A 20,181-nucleotide genomic window follows, 5' to 3' on the forward strand; every position below is an offset into this window, starting at 1 on the left:
TGATTTACCTTTAATTTAAACTTGCCTTATACATTCTGGCTTCATCCCAAGTAAATTTGTCGCTGTGTTTTTCCATTAAAGCATTCAGGGATTCTTCTTTGTATCCTAAAAAAGCATCCGCTAATTCTTGAATCTTATCTTCCGGCAAAACCTCTGAAATAGAAACCGCTTTGGTCTGAATTAATTTTACAAAATGTGAATAAATAGTTTGTTTTGTCAGCACTCTTATGGTGGCAATATCTTGTATAGAATTTTTTTGAATCCATAACTCATACGTTTCCTGAACAGTAGATTTTTTAGGCTCTTTGGTTTTTGCTTTTTTGGCAGTATAGCGTTCTATGTCTTTTTCGTCCTCGATTAAGGTGATATTTACCTTTTTGAATTCTTCAAGAATGGCTTCGGTCATATTAATCTTATACTGTTTTATTGCTGGGGAAGTTAGTTTCTCTTTTGAAATAGTTGCACCGGAAACCACCGTTTCAATTAACAATCTGGCTTTCATTAGACGCAAAACAGCATTAGTTTGCAACTCTTCCAGTACCATTAATTCATCATAAAAAGCTTTGGCCTTTTTGGTGCGTTTGACTTCTTCTATCTTCCAAAGGATTTGGTAAACCAATGCATCCATCGGAGCCATAAAATAATTGAAAGCCGCTTCAATTCGTTCTGAAACATGATTTAAATCGACAGTTTCTGAAGCAAAAAGTTTATTCAATTGTAAAATAAATTTTTTGGATGGCTCCAAAAGTTGTTCAATAGATTCCGACTGATTTTTTGCCCAAATGGCATGTTTTGATTTGGCCGAACTTTCTGAATTTTCAGAATAACTAAATCTGTGATTGCGCCATTCTTGAGCTAAATCATACCAATCGAAAGTGTTAATGAGATAGTTGTGAATAAAATTCTTGGTTTCAAAATGCAAGGCGTTTTCTAAAAAAGAATCGGAAGCTTTATTCAACGAATAATCCATCACATCCTGATCATTTGAAATGCCATTCATTCGTAGCGGTGAAAGCAAAATAAGCCCTTCTAAAGAGCGCAAACGTGACAATGCAACGTATGCCTGTCCTGGAAGAAAAACTTGCGAAACATCAAGCGCAGCTTTGTCAAACGTCAATCCTTGACTCTTGTGAACGGTTATTGCCCAAGCCAATTTTATAGGATAATGAACAAAAGTACCTAAAACTTCTTCTTCTATATCCTTGGTCATTTCATCTACTTTATAGCGAATGTTTTGCCATTCATACTTTTCGACTTCAATAGTTTTATTTTCATCCGGAAAATGAACGAGAATTTCATGACTCGAAAGTGATTTGACAATTCCCATTTTTCCGTTGAAAAATTTTTTATCAAACGACAAATCGTTTTTTACAAACATGATTTGTGCGCCAACTTTAAGTTGTAATTGTTCCTCTACAGGAAATATTTTATCCGGAAAATCGCCCGTAATTTCAGGATTGTATTTGACTAATTTCCCTTCTAAATCTTCAAGAGCCTGAGCGTTCATAGAATCTGCTTTGGCATTATGAGTCGTTAAAGTAATGTATCCTTTATTGGCTTTCAAATCAAAATCTGGCTTAACATATTGATTTAAAGCCTGAATGTCTTCGGCTGTAATTTGATTGTTCCGTAAATTATTTAAAACCGAAATAAAAGCATCGTCCGTTTGACGAAAAATTTTAGACAATTCTATATACAATGGCGGATTTTGCTGCACAACATGCGAATGAAAAAAGAATTTTCCCTTGTAATACGTTCGCAATGTTTTCCATTCTTCATCCCGAATTACAGGCGGTAATTGGAGTAAATCACCAATATATAACACTTGAATTCCTCCAAAAGGAGTGTTTTTTTTACGAACTGTCTGCATCATAAAATCCATCGCATCAAGTAAATCAGCACGAAGCATACTTACTTCATCAATGATTAACAACTCCATATTTTTGATTACAGATTTCTTCAAACCACTCATTTTGAAGTGCCTGCGCAAAGTAGCTTTCGTTTCAAATTTGGTATTTTGGGAAAATTGTGGCGAAGAATTATCAGGAATAAATCCGCCAAAAGGCAACTGAAACATCGAGTGAATGGTAACACCGCCAGCGTTTAATGCAGCAATTCCGGTAGGCGCGACAACTACAGTATTTTTATGTGTGGTTTGTATGATTTCACGCAAAAGCGTGGTTTTCCCAGTTCCGGCTTTACCGGTCAAAAAAACGGATCGGTGGGTTTGATTGATGAATCGTAAAGTGTAGGCAGCGGCTTCAGAGATGGTTTGCATTTGGCTTATAATATAGAGATAGCTAAAATATCGAAAATTTATATCAGGTCAAACTGTTTTTATCATTACTTTTTTTAAAGCTTTATTTCTAATCGTAGCAATTATTACCAGAACCAAAAGGATTGTAAAAAGAAAGACAGAGGAACCAATCGTGCCAAAATTAAAGCCTCCTTTTTCATATGGTTTCATCAATAAATCTCCGAAAGTTGCTCCAAATGGTCTTGTCAAAATAAATGCTGTCCAAAACAAGAATATTCTGGAGACAGCAGTAAAAAAATATGCTAAAACAATTAAAATCAAAAGACTACCGATTAGGATTGCGCCGCCCGAAAATCCCAAACCGGAATCATCCGCAAGAAAATCTCCAAGTGCCGTTCCTAATGTGTTTGAAAACAAAATAGCTGTCCAATAAAAGAGCTCTCCGTTACATGAATTTATTTGGGTAACAGATAAGGATTTCTCTTTTTTGTACCAAATAAACAAAGTGAGAATCAATAAAAAAACAAGAATCAAAGAGCCTTTTGCGTACCCGAGACCTAAAGATCGATCCATAAAATCGGACATGGTAGTTCCTGCCGTACTGGTCGCCAAAATTACAGCCCAATATTTTATTGGACTAAATTCCTTAGACAAAAGTTGAATTATAAGCGTGCCTAAAAATAAACTGATTAGAATCAAAGAGCTCATCCCGTAGCCCACTTTAAATGTCATTGACAACAAATCTCCGGCAGTTTCACCAAGAGTAGTCGCACAAATTTTCATAATCCAAAATGCAATAGTAACTTGAGCTAATTTATTCATCATCTATACTTTTAAATTCTCGTAATATTCAAAAAAAAAAGCCTTCAATCTACAATAGATGAAGGCAATTTTTGAATTAATATTGAAAAATTATTTTTTCGCTGCTGCTTTTACTTCTTTTGGAGCAGCTGCTTTATATTTGTCGTTCAATGCTTTGATAACCTCTTTTGTAATATCAAATTTATCTTCGGCATATAAAATTGAAGCAGCATCACCTGTTCCATAAATATAAGAATATCCTTTTTCTTTACCGTAAGTTTTGATAAATTTTTTCACACCACTTACTAAAGAATCCATTTCTTTTCCGCTTTCTTGTTGCAATTGTTGTGATAATGCTTGTTGTGCATAGCTCAATTGTTGCTCTCTTTTTTGCAATTCAGCTCCTTTTTGTTGTGCCCAAGCTTGACCGTTTGCCTGTGCTTGAGTTTGAAAACTGGCAGCTTCTTGTTTGAAACGAGAAATTTCCGCTTCTAATTGTCTTCCTTTTTCTTCAGCTTGTGCTTTATATTTAGCTTCAAGATCTTTTGCTTCTGTATATTCTTTCATCAATTCAGAAGTATCAACATAAGCGGTTTTTACTTCTTTAACTTCTGCAGTTTTGTTACAAGCAATAAGTGAAATTGAAAGTGCGATAATTACTAATGCGTTTTTCATTTTGGTAAATTTCTAGTTTTTAAGTATTGGTGACAAAAATATAAAAAAATAGGTTGCTTTGACATAAAGTTTAAAAAATGCAACATTTTTATGATATCAGTTTTTATTATTAAAATTTAAAACAGTATAATCTAAAATTATTAAAAATGACTTTATTAGCTTTCCCATAAAGCAAGTTTTCAAAACAGAGAATACAATCGCTCAAACTATTCAAAAACCGTGCTTAAATGCGCTTAAAATCAAATTTAACTGTTTTTTAGGATGTAAATGTGAGAAGAATACTCAAAATCGTGTTTGGCTTTCCAATTTGATTGCAATCCGATGAAAAAAGCTTTTACAAAATTCATATTTCCAGTTTTGTATTTTTCAGAAAGTAAACTCACATAAAAAGAATCAAATTTCATGGGAAGCACTTTTTCGAGTTTCATATTTTCATTACCAAAAAGTTGCTGAATTGCTTTTTTAGAAAAATGCCAAAAATGAATTGGCACATCATAAGCTGCCCAAAATTTACCGTAATGTTTTGCATCAAAAGATTTGAAATTAGGAACCGCAATAATTAAAGTTCCATTAGGTTTCAATAATCGTTTTAATTCTTTGATTTGATTATCTAAATTAGGAACATGTTCTAAAACATGCCACATTGAAATAACATCAAAAGAATGATTTTCTAATATACTGGTTTGTTCTACAAATGAAACTCCTTTATTTTTTGCAATACCTTTTGCTTTTTCACTTGGCTCTACTCCTATCGTTTGCCAACCGTTTTCTTTGGCAACTGATAAGAAATCTCCAGTTCCCGCTCCAATATCTAAAATTCTTCCTTTACCAGGTTGCAATTCATTTATTAGATTGAGTTTGTTTTTTAAAGCAATGTTTTTTACAAAGTGATACGCTTTTTCAAACAGAGATCTTTTAGAATCCGTATGCGAAATATAATCAACACTTTCGTAGTACTTCCCTAGATTCTCTAAACTAGGTTGTGGATGCGTAATTAACATATCCAACTTTTCATCGTAATACAAATCAAAAATCTCTTTAGAAACAGAATAATCTTTTACGGTTAGAAAATGCTTTTTGTTTGAAATATCCATTTATATATTTTATTCTTTTTTAAAAATTTTCAACAATACCAATGCTTCACAAAGTAGTTTCACGTGGAACATTTGATTTCTGATAGCAAATTCAATATTAACGCCCCATATAAATCAACAACACCGAAACATCACTTGGAGATACTCCGCTGATTCTTGATGCTTGCGAAATAGTAACAGGTCGAATTTTGCTTAATTTCTGTTTCGCTTCAATCGACATAGATTTGATTTTATTATAATCAAAATTCTCTGGGATTTTCACTTCTTCTAGACGAGTAAGCTTATCCGCATTGTTTCTTTCCTTTTCGATATAACCCGAATACTTCACTTGGATTTCCGCTTGCTCTAAAATTTCCTGATCTAAATTGTTTTCAGCAACATAAGCCGCAACTTTTTCAAATTTCATTATATCTTCTAAATCAATTTGCGGACGAGAAAACACTTTAAACATTTTATCCCCCTGAGTAATCAAAGCAGTATCTTTTGATTCTAAAATAGGATTTGCTTCAGCAACAGAAACACTCGTTTCTTTGAAAAAAGCGACCATCTTTTCTGATTCATTTAATTTGTGTTCCATTCTGCGCAAACGCTTTTCGGAAGCCAAACCAATTTCATAAGACATTGGAGTTAATCTAAAATCAGCATTGTCTTGACGAAGTAAAGTTCTGTATTCTGCACGAGAAGTAAACATTCTATAAGGCTCTTCTGTTCCTTTTGTAATTAAATCATCAATCAAAACTCCGATGTACGCTTCATCTCTTTTTAAAATCAAAGGTGCTTTTTCATACACTTTTAAATGCGCATTTATTCCTGCCATCAGTCCTTGAGAAGCAGCTTCTTCATATCCTGTAGTTCCGTTAATTTGTCCGGCGAAATACAATCCTTCAACAAGCTTAGTTTCCAAAGTATGTTTCAATTGTGTCGGTGGAAAATAATCATATTCAATTGCATAACCCGGACGGAAGAACTTAACTTTTTCAAAACCTACAACAGAACTCAATGCTTTAAATTGAATATCCTCGGGTAAAGAAGTAGAAAAACCATTTACGTATACTTCACAAGTATTCCAACCTTCAGGCTCAACAAATAACTGATGTCTTTCTTTATCAGCAAAACGATTTATTTTATCTTCAATAGAAGGACAATATCTTGGTCCTAGACTTTTTATTCTTCCGTTAAACATTGGGGAACGATCGAAACCTTCTCTCAAAATATCATGAACATCAAGAGATGTGTATGTCATGTGACATGATTTTTGAATAACTAACGGCGAAGTAGCATCAGAATAAGAAAACTTATCCGGCTTTGCATCTCCTTTTTCTTCGTTCATTTTTGAATAATCCAATGAACGGCCATCAACTCTGGGCGGAGTTCCTGTTTTCATTCTTCCCGCTTGAAAACCGGCATTCACTAAATCTTCTGTAATTCCGTAAGCAGCACTTTCTCCAGCTCTACCTCCACCAAACTGTTTTTCTCCAATATGAATCAAACCATTTAGGAAAGTTCCATTAGTCAACACAACAGATTTAGATCGGATTTCAACACCAAGAGAAGTTCGGATTCCTTTTATTTTTCCGTTTTCAATGATCAATCCACTTACCATTTCTTGGTAAAAATCAAGATTTGGAGTTCCTTCCAACATCATTCTCCATTCCTCAGCAAAACGCATACGGTCACTTTGAACACGAGGCGACCACATCGCAGGTCCTTTTGATTTATTCAACATCTTAAACTGGATAGCCGTTTTGTCGGAAACAATTCCGGAATAACCACCAAGCGCATCAATTTCACGCACAATCTGTCCTTTTGCAATTCCTCCCATAGCAGGATTACAAGACATTTGCGCAATATTCTGCAAACTCATCGTAACCAATAAGGTTTTTGAACCCAAATTTGCAGCAGCAGCGGCAGCTTCAGAACCTGCGTGACCTGCCCCAACAACAATTACATCATATTCGTTTAGAAACATTTTATTATACTAATTTAACCTTTCGGAAACCCAAGGCTGTAATTTTGAAATCTTATTTGTTTTATGTTCCACGTGAAACACATTTAAAACATTATTATTTAAGTGTTCCACGTGAAACACTTTTGTAAAAAAAATAATTATTGTTTCACGTGAAACATAGCTAATTTTTCATCTTCTTTAGAGCGCATTAATTTTTCGTCAGCTTCAGATTTATCTTTATAACCGGAATAATGCAGAACACCATGTACAATTACGCGCTTTAATTCTTCATCAAAAGGAACATTAAAATCAACAGCGTTTTCTTTGACTCTTTCAACAGAAACAAATATATCGCCATTCAGTTCATTCCCCATAGAATAATCAAAACTGATAATATCCGTTAGCGTATCGTGGTTTAAATACTCTATATTGATTTTAAGCAAATACTCATCATCGCAAAAGATATAATTAATCTCCCCTTCTTTCTTGTTTTCTGACACAATTACATTTGACAACCAAGAGGCAATAGCTTCTTCGTTTTCTAAAGTAAAGTCTGTTTCGTAATTAAAATTGATCATTTTTTATTAAAATATTCTTGAACCTTTAGGTCAAAATTGGAGCGCAAAGGTAAGGATTGTCTATTTAATATTTCAATGCTATTCAAATAATCTAATAAAGACGCAGGCAACGCATTAGATTGATTATTAAACTGTTTTATATTCGTCTCAGATTGACGTTTATTTTCTTCTCCTTGCATTTGCAAAGCAGTATTTAATTTTAATAATTCCTGATTAACATTCAAAATTTTTTGTAAAGTTTCATTTTTAAAACCTTTATTAAGCAATTGTTTTTCTATCTGCTTCATTTGTTCTAAAGCATTTTGACCATTCCCACTCAAACCTTGCTTAGTTAATTCATTTTCTAAAGCTTCACGCAATTGCTTTTGCTCTTTATAAATTTCCATAATTTCTTTAGCGTTACCTTCTCCATCATCACCATTAAAATTTCCTTTTTCACCTTCTTTCCCTTGTTGTCCCGGCTTCTTTCCTCCTGGTTGTTCCCCTTTTTTAATGCCTTCTTTTAACTTCTCTCCTAACCCTTCTTGCTTCTTAATAATATCAGGAAGTTGCATTCCCTGTCCTTTTCCGGGTTTTGGTTTTCCTTCACCCATACTCGAAAGGTCCGTTTTCATGTTGTTCAATAATTCACTCAAAAAGTCGGCCAATTTATTCGCTGATGCAACAGAATATTGTTGATGTGATATTCCTTTTGGTATTTGAGCATTCGATAATGTTTCGATAGATTTATCTAAATTGTATTGAACATTACCAATATCTTTCGTTACATCTTCAGCAATTTTTGGGTTACGCAAAGACATTGCAAACAAACTATCATCAACATGTTTGAACTGTAATTTTAGATTTTGTTGAATTTTAATATTCTTATTGAAAGCCGGAGAACCCGATTTCAAATTTTTAAATTGATCTCTAACATCTTCTTGTGCTAAAGAAAAAGCCAATAAATTATCTAAAATTTGACGCAACATAACAACATCTTCTTGCAATTGTTCCATCTCCGAAGATTCCATACTTTGTTCCATTTTCTTGGACATTTCTTTCATTTTCTTAGATGCACTTTTTTGTTTCGGTTTAGCCTTTTCTTTCTGGCTTTTATCTAATTGTTCTTTGGCTTTATTCAAATCATCAGCAACACTTTTTTCTTTTTCAGCCTCTTTTGAAATATCTAAAGGTGATTTTAATTCTTTATTTTGTTTGTCTAAATCGTTTAATTCTTCTTCAATCTTATCAAAAGCTTTATTAATTTCTTCTTGATTTTCAGAATTATTTTCCTTGTCTGAATCAGATAACTGATTTTGTTTTTCCGAAAGCTTATCTAATTTATCTGCAATTTGTGCAGCTTTCTTTTCAACATAATACTTCTTTGTGAGTTCCACTAATTGTTCTAATGTCTTCACTTGATTTTTACTGTTCTGTTTAAATTTTTCTAATTTATCCTGTAACTCTTCATTACTAATCTTATCGTTCAACTGTTTTAATTCATCCAATAATTTTTGATTATTATCCAAATCTTTTTTTGCTTTGTCAAGTCGATTTTCTAATAAATCTTTCGTTTCGTCCTTTTTATCTGTTTTGGTTTTATCCAAATTATTCTTCATTTTATCCGCAAATTCTTTCATCAAATCATCTTGTTGTTTTTGACGATTGATAAAATCGTTGACTTTCTGTTGATCTTTGAATTCAAAATTTTCTTTCTCTTTTCCGGTTTTTCGAAGTTTATCGATTTCTGAAAATTGCTTATCTTGATTTTTAAGTGACTTTTCTAAACTATTGATATTGTCATTTTGCTGTTGCAAAAGTTGGTCTTCTTTTTCTTCAATGGTTTCAACGCGATTTGAAAAAACTGCCGACTTTGTACTTTTGAAATGATGTAACGCATCAGTATCAAAAACCTCAAAATAATAATCATACGAAACGCCTTGCTGAACTGGAAGATTACTTGGAAATGCAAAAACAAACTGATCAAAAGCAGCAGCCTTTATAGCAATAGTTCCACGTTTAGCAGTTTTAGGCTTACCTTTTTCGTAATATACAATTTGTAGCTTTGAAAGTCCGTAATCATCCGAAATTTGACCCAATATATAGTTGTTTTCAACCTTTAAACTATCAGGAACGTAATTAACGTTTATAGAAGGAAACTGATCTTTGATTACAGACAACTGAAAATTAAGCTTTTCATAGTTTTTTACTTTTGAATTTGATGTAAGAATTTGATAATCTGTATTTTGAAGGATATTTTTAGTCAAAACAAAAGCATTTTCTACTTTAGAAAACGGAGAAACAGCAACATCCGTTTTAAAATCAACATATTGCGTCGCTTGAGTATTCATTTTCCAAGTAACACGAGTTCCTTCTGGAATAATTGCGTTACCAGTGCCTTTAATAGTTTCTGGTTTTTTATGTAAATAAAAAGGGAAATTCAGTTGCATTTCAAAGTTAGAAATTGAAGGAACCGTAATCACTTTCAATTCAAAATCAGATGAAATTACAGCATTCGCTTCTAAATGAAAAGAAACATTCTCTGATGGTTTCACAATCTTAAATTGAAATTCACCGGTTTTAGAAGATTCCATAAAATAACTTTCGTCATCAATAAAAATCATCACATTCTCAGGAACAATTTTACCTTCGGATTTAATTCGCAGAACGAAATCTTTATTTTGTTCCGTTTGAAGTTTTGAATTTAAAACCACAAATTCAAAAGGTGCCGGAGGAGAAAAAGCAGCATTAAAATGCACTACTCTATTCAAACTTTGAGAAATTATTTTACTATTTCCGGATAAATAGAAAAAAACAAAAAATAAAATTGGAACAATCGCCAACGGTAAATATTTTTGATTTTTCTTAAAATTAATTGCATTCGTGAAAGGAATCGGTTGCAACGCATTTGCTTTTTGTTCTATCGAAGCCAATAACAATTCAGATTTTATAGTTTGATTTTCTGAATCTGATAATTGCAAAAAATTGGTCAACTTATCACTTACTTCTGTAAAATGATTTCCAATAATAGCCGAAGCTTCATTATAATTAATTCCTTTTTGAAGTTTAAATAATTTAAAAATTGGAAAAAGAATAAATCGAGACATCAAGAAAAGTTCGACTCCGACAAAAATCCAAAATAAAAACGTTCTTCCCATTGGCTTAAGCCAAAGAAAATATTCAACAAAAAGCGTAAAAAGAAGATACAACAAACCCAACCCAACAAAGAAAATAATTCCCTTGAGGAGTTCATTGGTATAAAACTTTCTGATGAAAGCTTCTAACATTTGATAAATAAAACCGGAAGTGTCCAATATTAATTCGCTGTTTTTTGTAACCAATAAAAGTAACAATTTAAATGAATAAAGAAATGTTAAAAAAATTAGCCTATAAAAGTCGCAAATTATCTTAATTTCTAGTTATCGAATTAAAAGATAGGCTAATTGAAAAGTGTATCTTTGCCAAAAATTTCAAAATAATGTCTATACCAGTTCGGGTGCGTTTTGCACCAAGTCCAACAGGACCTTTACATATTGGCGGAGTTCGTACCGCATTATTCAATTATTTGTTTGCCAAGAAAAACGGTGGTACTTTTTATTTAAGAATTGAAGACACAGACCAAACCCGTTTTGTTCCCGGTGCCGAAGAATACATTATGGAAGCTTTAGAATGGTTAGGAATTTCTCCGGATGAAACCATTGGAAAAAACGAAAAATTTGGTCCGTACCGTCAAAGCGAAAGAAAACATTTGTACAAACAATATGCTGATTTATTAATTGATTCCGGAAATGCTTATTATGCATTTGATACAGCCGAAGCTTTAGATGCGCATAGAAAGCAACACGAAGAGCAAGGAAAAACCTTTATCTATAATCACCACAACAGAGAAAAACTGGATACTTCTTTAGTTATTTCTGAGGAAGAAACAGCGAATAGAATTGCTTCAGGACAAGATTACGTAATCCGTTTTAAAACTCCGGTAAATGAAACATTGCATTTGCAAGACATCATTCGTGGTGAAGTAAAATTTGAAACAAATCTTTTAGATGATAAAGTTTTGTTCAAAAGTGACGGAATGCCAACCTATCATTTGGCGAATATTGTTGATGACCATTTAATGGAAACTTCACACGTTATTCGTGGAGAAGAATGGTTGCCATCTATGCCGTTACACGTTTTATTGTATCGCGCTTTTGGATGGGAAGCACCAGAATTTGCACATTTACCTTTGATTTTAAAACCTGTTGGAAACGGAAAACTATCCAAACGTGACGGTGATAAAATGGGATTTCCTGTATTTCCTTTAGAATGGAAAACAGCAGAAGGCGTTTCATCAGGTTACAGAGAAAAAGGATTTTTTCCGGAAACGGTTATCAACTTTCTGGCATTACTAGGTTGGAACGACGGAACCGAAAAAGAATTATTTTCGCTTGAAGAATTAATCGAAGCATTTGATTTGACCAGAGTTCATAAATCAGGAGCTAAATTTGATCCTGAAAAAAACAAATGGTTCAACCATCAATATTTAGTAAAACAAAAAAACAAAACTTTAGCGAAAGCCTTTGCTCCTATTATTGAATCTAAAAATGTTTCCAGAGATTTTACCTTTAGCGAAATGACAAAAATAGTTGCTTTGATAAAAGACAGAGCGCATTTTGTATCCGAATTTTGGGAATTAAGTGATTTCTTTTTTGTGGCTCCAACTTCATATGATGAAAAAGCAAGCAAAAACTGGAAAGAAGAGACACCTGCATTAATGGAAGAATTGATTTCGGTTCTTGAAGAAATAAGCGATTTTACTTCGGTAAATATCGAAACCATCGTTAAAGATTGGATGACAAAAAACGAGATTGGAATGGGGAAAGTTATGCAACCGTTTCGTTTGAGTTTAGTAGGAGCGCTCAAAGGGCCTCACCTATTTGATATTGTTGAAGTAATTGGAAAGGATGAAACCATTAGAAGAATTCAAAAAGCAATAACGCTTTTATAAAATTTTTTAAATCAAAGTTCATATAAAAGGCACAAAGATCACAACAATTAATTGTGAGTTTTGTGCCTTTTTTTGTATTAGAAATTACTATAAATAAAGAATCACATTCCCATTTAACATACTCGAATTCACTTTGAAATTAGTACCTATATTTTTGCTGTTTAAATTCCCCAATGTGTTCAACAAACCATATTGATAGGAAACATTCAATCTAAGATGCTTGATACCAAAAGTAATTCCTGCTGTTGGATAAAAATTAAATTTAGAAATATCTTGGATATCTTTTGCGAATAAAGTCGTTCCGGAAATGATATTATTTTCATTTTCAGTGTCTAATTTTAATTTTCCATTCAATTGAATTAAAGGACCAAACTCTACACTCAAATGATTTGGAACAATTTTATAACTCAATTGCAATGCGATTTGAGCAGATGGTAAGGCATAATTTACATCTTCACTCAGTAACACTCCATTTTTTGTAGCAACAGTAAAATTATTTTCACTGAACTGAATGCCATAAACCATATCCCAGTTATTATAGAAATTTCCTCGTATAGAAAGTCCGGCATTCCAGCCAGATTCTGGTTTTGCATCAAAATTTTTGGTGTCTAAAGTATATTGGTTTACACCAAAAAAGATTCCAATTCTATTCGAATCCCGATATTCATATTGAGAAAAACCCAATAGGGAAATCAAAAGAAAAAAGCAAGTAAAAGGTAATTTTTTCATAATTAAAAACTAAACGAATGACAAACCTAAAGTTTTTTTGTAATTTAACAGTAATTTTTTTAACTAAATTATACTTCACTATGGACATTCCATTAATTATTTTTCTTGTATTTGGATTATTTATTTTTCTATCCTCCTTCTTTACTGTCAAACAACAATCATCAGTCATTATTGAACGTTTCGGTAAATTTTTAAGCGTTAGAAATTCTGGGCTCCAACTCAAAATTCCGTTGATTGACAGAATTGCAGGTCGTGTAAATTTAAAAATTCAACAACTTGATGTTATTATCGAAACGAAAACCAAAGACAATGTTTTTGTGAAACTAAAAGTATCTGTTCAATTTATGGTTATTAAAGAAACCGTTTATGATGCTTTTTATAAATTAGAATATCCACACGATCAAATTACTTCTTATGTTTTTGATGTGGTTCGAGCTGAAGTTCCAAAATTAAAATTAGATGATGTTTTTGAAAGAAAAGATGATATTGCTATTGCAGTAAAACGAGAATTGAATGAAGCAATGACAACTTATGGTTATACGATTATCAATACTTTGGTTACTGATATTGATCCGGATATTCAAGTAAAAAATGCGATGAACAGAATTAATGCTGCCGACAGAGAAAAAACTGTAGCCGAATTTGAAGCAGAAGCATCCAGAATTAGAATTGTGGCTAAAGCCAAAGCAGAAGCAGAAAGTAAACGTTTACAAGGACAAGGTATTGCAGATCAAAGACGTGAGATTGCAAGAGGATTGGTAGAAAGTGTTGATGTGTTGAACAAAGTGGGTATAAACTCTCAGGAAGCCTCTGCGCTTATTGTGGTAACGCAACATTATGATACCTTGCAAGCCATTGGAGCCGACTCTAATTCGAATTTAATTTTGTTGCCCAATTCTCCACAAGCCGGAAGTGATATGTTGAATAATATGGTGGCTTCATTCTCCGCTTCAAACCAAGTAGGTGAAATGATGAAAAAAACAAAAAGGGTGAAACCAAAAACTGATGAACATCAAACAACCACTCCTACTCCAAAACCAGAAATTAACCCGGAGGAAGAAGTATAAAAAAACAATATTGCATAAAAAAAGAGGCTCAACGGCCTCTTTTTCTATTGGATAACCAACCGATAATATAAGGAATTACAGCTTGTAGAATTTTTACATACGAACTCGTAACCATTGTTTTACAATAACCAAACAAATCGTTTATCATGTTTTCAGGACTCAGGGCATCCTTAGTTCTTTCGTAACTCAAAATCAATTTTTGCAAATGAATTTCTTTTTCGAGTTTCAAAATCTCTAATTCCCTTTCGATTTCAGCGTAGGATGAGTATTTCTTGCTTCCCATAATTAGTCGTTAAAAAAGATTTCAGAAAATTTCTCTAAAATAGGACCTTCTATTATTTTATCCTTAACCAAAAATAGAAAACCCGTTGCTACTACATAAATTCCGCCAACAATAAGAAAACCTAAAGCGTTATTCTCCAAATAACTTCCTATGGCAAAAGCACCAGCTATTGAACAAAACAATAAAACCATACTGCAACACAACAAAATCAAAGTAAACTTTAAAATCATTGTGGTTGATTTCATTGCCAATTTAAAACTCCGCAATTTATAGTACGCTAAATTACTTTCGATATACTTTTGCGCCTGTTCTTGAATGTTTTCGGTTTGTTCTTTTAATTCTTCAAAAGCCATGGTTTAGTTTTTAGTTTTCAATGGTAATACAACTCCCCTATTTTTTTTGAAGTTTAGCATTTTGAGTTTTCAAATCTGCTAATTTAGTTTCCAGAAAAGAAATTACATCTTCGGTTTTATAACTCATATTCGAAACCAAATCTTCATAAGAATCTTCTAAATTGTATTTCGTATTGTTAAACTTATTTTTCAACTGTGATGACACATCGTCCAGTTTATGTTTCAGTTCATCTTTAGCTTCATCAAAACCATCTTTAATTTTTCCTCGGGTATTTGAACCTTTATCCGGAGCAAACAAAATTCCAATTCCGGCACCAATTGCCGCACCAGTCAAAAGTGCCAACAATGTATTTCCTGTATTATTTGACATGATCTTTATATTTTAATAGTTTGTCTTATAAAGATACAACTTTATTAACAAGTACTCGTTAACAACTCGTTAAAGTGTAATTATATAAGACAAAACACAAATAAAAGCGCGCTGATTAACGCTTTTTATAAAAACGGGTATTGTGTCATAAAAAGCAAAAAAGTGTTTCAAATTTAACTTATGGAAGCCGTTTTTGATTGTAAAAAATAATAGAAAAATAGAAAATAATAGAAAAATTCAATAATAATAAAAGCCCGTAATATTACGGGCTTTTCATTTATAAAATCTATACTTTTAAAATAGAAAGTTAAATTACAAATCGTTTAACAACTCAAAAACTTTTTCGTTTTTTTCGCTATTTTTCAAATCAAAAAGTTGGTCCTTAAAATCATCAAAATTTAAAGTATCATGTTTTAAATTTTGAATGGCTGAAATTCTAACTTTTGCCAATTGACTTTTTAAAGACATGGTATATAACTTAGTCAAAGATTCTAATTCTATATCTGAAGCTTTAACTTTATCCGAATGTTCCAATATCAAATTAGCAAACAATAAAGAATTATTGTCGTTTTTGATATTTTTGACAATCGTCTGATTAATCAAACTGAAATTATCAATACTTTTTATGTTTTCAATAATAGATTCAAGAATCAAATCAGCAGCTGTTTCCTCTTTTTCTTTTACATATTTATTGATTTCTTTTTGGGTATTCATCAATAAATTTTGTTCTTTTTTGCCTTTTTCTTCCCAGGCATCTTTAAGTCCAACTGTTTTATTAAAAACTAATTTTCCTTCTTTAGCATCTTTATCCACATTAAAATAACCCAGACGTTGAAACTGAAAATTATCTCCAATTGCAGCACTAGAAAGGCTTGGCTCAACAAATCCTTTTACAATTTCTAAAGAATTAGTATTCATAAATTCTAAGAAATTTTTCTCTTTATGACTGTCCGGAGCTTCATCAATAAATAGTCTGTCGTATAAACGAACTTCGGCTTCAACAGCATGAGAAACAGCAACCCAATGCAAGGTTCCCGCTACTTTTCGTTGACTGGCTTCACTTCCGCTTCCGCTTCGGGAATCTTCATCATATGTTACTTGAATTTCTGTAATATTTCCTTGACCATCTTTGGTAACACTTTCTCCTTTAATGATATATCCATTTTTTAGACGTACTTCATTACCAATACTCAAACGGAAAAATTTAGCTGGAGCTACTTCCATAAAATCTTCTCTTTCTATGTATAATTCACGTGAAAAAGGAACTTTTCTAAAACCTGCAGTTTCATCTTCCTGATTATTTTCGGCTTCAAGCCATTCTTCTTTTCCTTCCGGATAATTTGTAATAACCAGTTTTACAGGATCTAAAACTGCCATTACTCTTGGTGCTTTTTTATTTAAATCTTCACGCAAACAAAAATCCAAAAGCGATACATCAATTACATTCTCGCGTTTAGCAACTCCAATAATATCACAAAATTTACGAATCGATGCAGCGGTATATCCTCTTCTTCTCAATCCGGAAATCGTTGGCATTCTTGGATCATCCCAACCATTTACAATATTTTCCTGAACCAATTGCAAGAGTTTTCGCTTGCTCATTACAGTATAATTCAGATTCAAACGGGCAAATTCATATTGATGCGGTCTCACTTTAGTTTCATCGTAAATTTGGTCTAAAAACCAATCATACAATTCTCTATGCATCACAAACTCTAAGGTACAAATTGAATGCGAAATTTGCTCGATATAATCACTTTCTCCATGTGCATAATCGTACATTGGATAAATGTTCCAATCATATCCCGTTCTATGATGATGACGGTGTAAAATACGATACATCAACGGATCACGCATCAACATATTAGTAGAAGCCATATCAATTTTGGCACGTAAAACATGACTTCCTTCAGGAAAATCACCGTTTTTCATTCCTTCAAATAAGGTCAAATTTTCTTCAACAGAACGATTTCTATAGGGACCATCAACACCTGGTTGTGTAGGAGTTCCTTTTTGTTGCGCCATATCTTCTGAAGATTGACTATCAACATACGCTTTGCCGTTTTTAATCATTTGAACCGCCCAGTCATATAATTGCTGGAAATAATCCGAAGAATACAATTCTTCTGTCCAATTAAAACCCAGCCATTTCAAGTCTTCTTTGATGGCATCTACATATTCCTGTTCTTCTTTGGCAGGATTTGTATCGTCAAAACGAAGATTTACAGGTGCATTGTATTTTAATCCTAATCCAAAATTTAAACAAATAGATTTGGCGTGACCAATGTGTAAATACCCATTAGGTTCCGGTGGAAAACGAAAACGTAACTTTTCCTGAGGAAAACCATTCGTTAAACTGTCTTCTATGATTTGTTCTATAAAATGAAGTGATTTATCTTCTGTTGCCATTTTTTTAATTTTGAAAGGCAAAGTTACCAAAATTGATGGTTTAATCAATTATTCCCTAAGTTGTTTCTTTAGTTTTAAAAAATTAAAAACGAAATAATTCGTACTTTTAACCCATAGAATTTTTGATAAATCATTGAATAAAGATAATCATGGGAATTATAAAACTAAAAAATATACGCACTTTCTCTTATCACGGTTGTTTAATCGAAGAAGGGAAAATTGGCTCGGATTACAGTGTAGATTTAGAAGTAAAAACTGATTTACGAAAATCATCAGTCTCAGATAATCTCGAAGATACGGTAGATTATGTGCTTTTAAATAAAATTGTAGTAGAAGAAATGGACATAAGAGCACAATTATTAGAACATGTGGCTCATAGAATTATAGTTCGTATTTTTGCTGAAGTAGCAGCTATTTCCAGAATTATTGTGGCAGTTTCTAAATTAAATCCTCCAATTGGCGGTGATGTAGAAGCAGTTACCATAGAAATGGAAGAATATCGAAATTAAAAAAAAGATGGTACTACCTTAAAGCAGAACATTTTAAAAGTATAAATTCTATCTTTTTTAAAGATTTTGAACTTTAAACTTTTAAACTTTAAACTTTTTAGTTACTTTTGCCATCCGTTTAATCATGGCGTCGTGGCCGAGCGGCTAGGCTGGGCTCTGCAAAAGCTCCTACTCCGGTTCGAATCCGGACGATGCCTCTAAAACCTTCAAGGAAACTTGGAGGTTTTTTTATGACTAATTTTTAAGAAAAATTAAATAAAGTCTAGGTTCGAATCCAGACGATAAATCATAAAAATTCAAGGAAACTTGGAGGTTTTTTTTATGACTAATTTTTAAGAAAAATTAAATAAAGTCTAGGTTCGAATCCGAACGATTAATTATAACTCTTCAAGGAAACTTGGAGGTTTTTTTTATGACTAATTTTTATGAAAAATTAAATAAAGTTTAGGTTCTAATCTAAACGATAAATCATAACTCTTCAAGAAAAATTGGAGGTTTTTTTATGACTAATTTTTAAGAAAAATTAAATAAAGTCTAGGTTCGAATCCGAACGATAAATCATAAAAATTCAAGGAAAATTGGAGGTTTTTTTATGTTTAATTTTTAAGAAAAATTATATAAAGTTTAGGTTTGAATTCTGACAGAACAAATATAATTTTAAACCACATAAGTAATTTAAGTACTTATTAGAAATAAAAAAAGCCTGATTCTAAGGTTAGAATCAGGCTTTTTTGTTTCTGTATAAAATCTATTTATTCGATGTTTTCAAAAGCATTTTTAACCATTTCTTTCTCTTTTGGAAACCAACCTTGTGTGATTAAAACAATGCCAAAAATGATTAAAATAATACTGATTCCTTTTTTGACTTTAAGAATATTGGTAGGCGTCATTTTTGATTTTAATTGCTTGGCTAATATGATTTTAATGCAATCAATCAGTAAATAAGATAGAATTACCGAAGTAAAAAAAGTCATCATTCTGGAAGTTTGCATTTCTAATTTTGGTCCAACCGAAATAATTATTGCCAACCAAAATCCAAGAACTCCAATATTAATAATATTCAAGAAAAACCCTTTTATAAAAAGACTTCCATACTTTTTTTTAATAATTTCTTTATCGATTAATTCGTATTTAATTTTCCCTTCTTTTTTTAATTTTATGAAGGATATAATTCCATACGCCAGCATTAACATACCGCCAAACATAAAAAGAGCAGGTTTATCTTTTAAACTTTCTATCAATCTGTAACTGCCTAAATAAGCAATTGCTATAAAAAAAACATCTCCTAAAACAACTCCTAAATCAAAAACTAAAGCAGCTCTGAATCCTTTTGTAATACTGGTTTCCAATAAAATAAAAAACACGGGGCCAATCATAAAACTTAAAAAAATTCCCCAAGGTATACCAGTTAAAATATCGTTAATCATTAAAATTTTAAATTTTATTAAAAAATAGTTAGGCCTGCTTTATTAGTTTTTTTCAATAATAGTACCGCCAATAATAGTTTCTTTATTAATTTGTTTTGGTTTTCCATATATGTAAATAGAACCTCCGGCTTTTACTTTTGCATCTACTAAGGTTGTAGCATAGATTTCGGCTTTTCCTCCTGCAGCGACGCTTATTGAAGTTTGAGAAGTATGTAAATCCGTTGCTTTCAAAATTCCACCAGACGTAATTACTACATTTTGATTTAATGCATCTCCGGAAACCTCTACAATTCCTCCAGAATTTGCTTTAACATTTACTTTTTGTACATCAACTTTCACTTTTATTTCAGATCCTTCTTTAACATTCACCTCTAATGAAGTTTGTTTGAATGTATAATCACTTGAAACATAACTTCCTTCGCTGGCATTGATGCTTTCCAATCTTTTAAAATACAATTTAACGGTAATAGCATCTCCTGATAATAATTTTGGAAAAGGCATTCTAATCTTTAATTCTCCGTTTTTATTTACAACTTCCACTTCACTTTCTCTGTCTCCAGAAATGACTATTTTATTTTCGGAAGCAGCAATTAATTTTACATTCATTTTATCAAATACTTTCACATTATCAAAATCACCCAAGTTTTTTGTTACTTGTGCATTTGAATTATAAGCTATATAAAATACAGCTATCAGAAGTAATTTTTTCATT

The 20,181-nt window shown here is 32.0% G+C and carries 17 protein-coding genes and 1 tRNA gene; 4 read left to right on the forward strand and 14 right to left on the reverse strand.

Annotated elements, in window-relative coordinates:
- Window positions 1–10: 10 nt before the first annotated feature.
- From O6P34_RS04530 to O6P34_RS04560, 7 genes are all read right to left on the reverse strand, one after another.
- Window positions 11–2,278, reverse strand: coding sequence for a helix-turn-helix domain-containing protein (locus O6P34_RS04530; RefSeq protein WP_269686141.1), 2,268 nt, complete (start codon window positions 2,276–2,278; stop codon window positions 11–13).
- 48 nt (window positions 2,279–2,326) lie between these two features.
- The gene (locus tag O6P34_RS04535) at window positions 2,327–3,082 is read right to left on the reverse strand and encodes a COG4705 family protein (protein ID WP_269686142.1); all 756 of its coding nucleotides are present in this window, start codon (window positions 3,080–3,082) and stop codon (window positions 2,327–2,329) included.
- An 87-nt stretch (window positions 3,083–3,169) separates the two neighbouring features.
- The gene (locus O6P34_RS04540) at window positions 3,170–3,733 is read right to left on the reverse strand and encodes an OmpH/Skp family outer membrane protein (protein WP_269686143.1); all 564 of its coding nucleotides are present in this window, start codon (window positions 3,731–3,733) and stop codon (window positions 3,170–3,172) included.
- A gap of 245 nt (window positions 3,734–3,978) precedes the next feature.
- Entirely contained in the window at window positions 3,979–4,827 is an 849-nt protein-coding gene (locus tag O6P34_RS04545; protein WP_269686144.1) for a class I SAM-dependent methyltransferase, read from the reverse strand.
- 97 nt (window positions 4,828–4,924) lie between these two features.
- On the reverse strand, window positions 4,925–6,796 hold the full coding sequence (gene mnmG / locus O6P34_RS04550) for a tRNA uridine-5-carboxymethylaminomethyl(34) synthesis enzyme MnmG (protein WP_269686145.1): 1,872 nt from the start codon (window positions 6,794–6,796) through the stop codon (window positions 4,925–4,927).
- A gap of 137 nt (window positions 6,797–6,933) precedes the next feature.
- Window positions 6,934–7,353 (reverse strand): rRNA maturation RNase YbeY, encoded by a 420-nt coding sequence (gene ybeY, locus O6P34_RS04555; RefSeq protein WP_269686146.1) that lies wholly within the window; start codon window positions 7,351–7,353, stop codon window positions 6,934–6,936.
- Complete coding sequence (locus tag O6P34_RS04560; RefSeq protein ID WP_269686726.1) at window positions 7,350–10,619, reverse strand: hypothetical protein; 3,270 nt, start codon at window positions 10,617–10,619, stop codon at window positions 7,350–7,352. The genes ybeY and O6P34_RS04560 overlap by 4 nt, the downstream gene beginning before the upstream one ends.
- 191 nt (window positions 10,620–10,810) lie before the next feature.
- Here O6P34_RS04560 and gltX point away from each other — a divergent pair, with 191 nt between their 5' ends.
- Window positions 10,811–12,322, forward strand: a complete 1,512-nt coding sequence (gltX, locus tag O6P34_RS04565; RefSeq protein WP_269686147.1) for a glutamate--tRNA ligase — start codon at window positions 10,811–10,813, stop codon at window positions 12,320–12,322.
- Window positions 12,323–12,409: 87 nt separating this feature from the next.
- Here the strand turns inward: gltX and O6P34_RS04570 are convergent, their stop codons facing one another.
- Complete coding sequence (locus O6P34_RS04570; protein ID WP_269686148.1) at window positions 12,410–13,051, reverse strand: outer membrane beta-barrel protein; 642 nt, start codon at window positions 13,049–13,051, stop codon at window positions 12,410–12,412.
- A gap of 80 nt (window positions 13,052–13,131) precedes the next feature.
- Here O6P34_RS04570 and O6P34_RS04575 point away from each other — a divergent pair, with 80 nt between their 5' ends.
- The gene (locus tag O6P34_RS04575) at window positions 13,132–14,118 is read left to right on the forward strand and encodes an SPFH domain-containing protein (protein ID WP_269686149.1); all 987 of its coding nucleotides are present in this window, start codon (window positions 13,132–13,134) and stop codon (window positions 14,116–14,118) included.
- Between the two features lie 28 nt (window positions 14,119–14,146).
- Here the strand turns inward: O6P34_RS04575 and O6P34_RS04580 are convergent, their stop codons facing one another.
- The 4 genes from O6P34_RS04580 to O6P34_RS04595 all read right to left on the reverse strand — a co-directional run bounded on the left by O6P34_RS04580 (window position 14,147) and on the right by O6P34_RS04595 (window position 17,533).
- The gene (locus O6P34_RS04580) at window positions 14,147–14,401 is read right to left on the reverse strand and encodes a DUF6327 family protein (RefSeq protein WP_269686150.1); all 255 of its coding nucleotides are present in this window, start codon (window positions 14,399–14,401) and stop codon (window positions 14,147–14,149) included.
- Between the two features lie 2 nt (window positions 14,402–14,403).
- Window positions 14,404–14,754 carry a competence protein gene (locus tag O6P34_RS04585; RefSeq protein WP_269686151.1) on the reverse strand — a complete coding sequence of 117 codons (351 nt, stop codon included), beginning with the start codon at window positions 14,752–14,754 and terminating at the stop codon, window positions 14,404–14,406.
- Window positions 14,755–14,791: 37 nt separating this feature from the next.
- Window positions 14,792–15,124 carry a YtxH domain-containing protein gene (locus O6P34_RS04590; protein ID WP_269686152.1) on the reverse strand — a complete coding sequence of 111 codons (333 nt, stop codon included), beginning with the start codon at window positions 15,122–15,124 and terminating at the stop codon, window positions 14,792–14,794.
- A gap of 312 nt (window positions 15,125–15,436) precedes the next feature.
- Entirely contained in the window at window positions 15,437–17,533 is a 2,097-nt protein-coding gene (locus O6P34_RS04595) for a glutamine--tRNA ligase/YqeY domain fusion protein (RefSeq protein ID WP_269686153.1), read from the reverse strand.
- Between the two features lie 149 nt (window positions 17,534–17,682).
- Between O6P34_RS04595 and folB the strand changes: the two genes are divergently transcribed.
- Window positions 17,683–18,042 (forward strand): dihydroneopterin aldolase, encoded by a 360-nt coding sequence (folB, locus tag O6P34_RS04600; protein ID WP_269686154.1) that lies wholly within the window; start codon window positions 17,683–17,685, stop codon window positions 18,040–18,042.
- A 126-nt stretch (window positions 18,043–18,168) separates the two neighbouring features.
- Window positions 18,169–18,239 (forward strand) — tRNA-Cys (locus O6P34_RS04605).
- Between the two features lie 555 nt (window positions 18,240–18,794).
- Here the strand turns inward: O6P34_RS04605 and O6P34_RS04610 are convergent.
- Together O6P34_RS04610 and O6P34_RS04615 are read right to left on the reverse strand one after the other, a co-directional pair.
- Window positions 18,795–19,469 (reverse strand): LysE family translocator, encoded by a 675-nt coding sequence (locus O6P34_RS04610; protein ID WP_269686155.1) that lies wholly within the window; start codon window positions 19,467–19,469, stop codon window positions 18,795–18,797.
- Between the two features lie 42 nt (window positions 19,470–19,511).
- Window positions 19,512–20,180, reverse strand: a complete 669-nt coding sequence (locus tag O6P34_RS04615; protein ID WP_269686156.1) for a head GIN domain-containing protein — start codon at window positions 20,178–20,180, stop codon at window positions 19,512–19,514.
- Window position 20,181 lies beyond the last annotated feature (1 nt).

This window comes from Flavobacterium lacustre (assembly GCF_027474525.2).
GTDB classification, from domain to species: domain Bacteria; phylum Bacteroidota; class Bacteroidia; order Flavobacteriales; family Flavobacteriaceae; genus Flavobacterium; species Flavobacterium lacustre.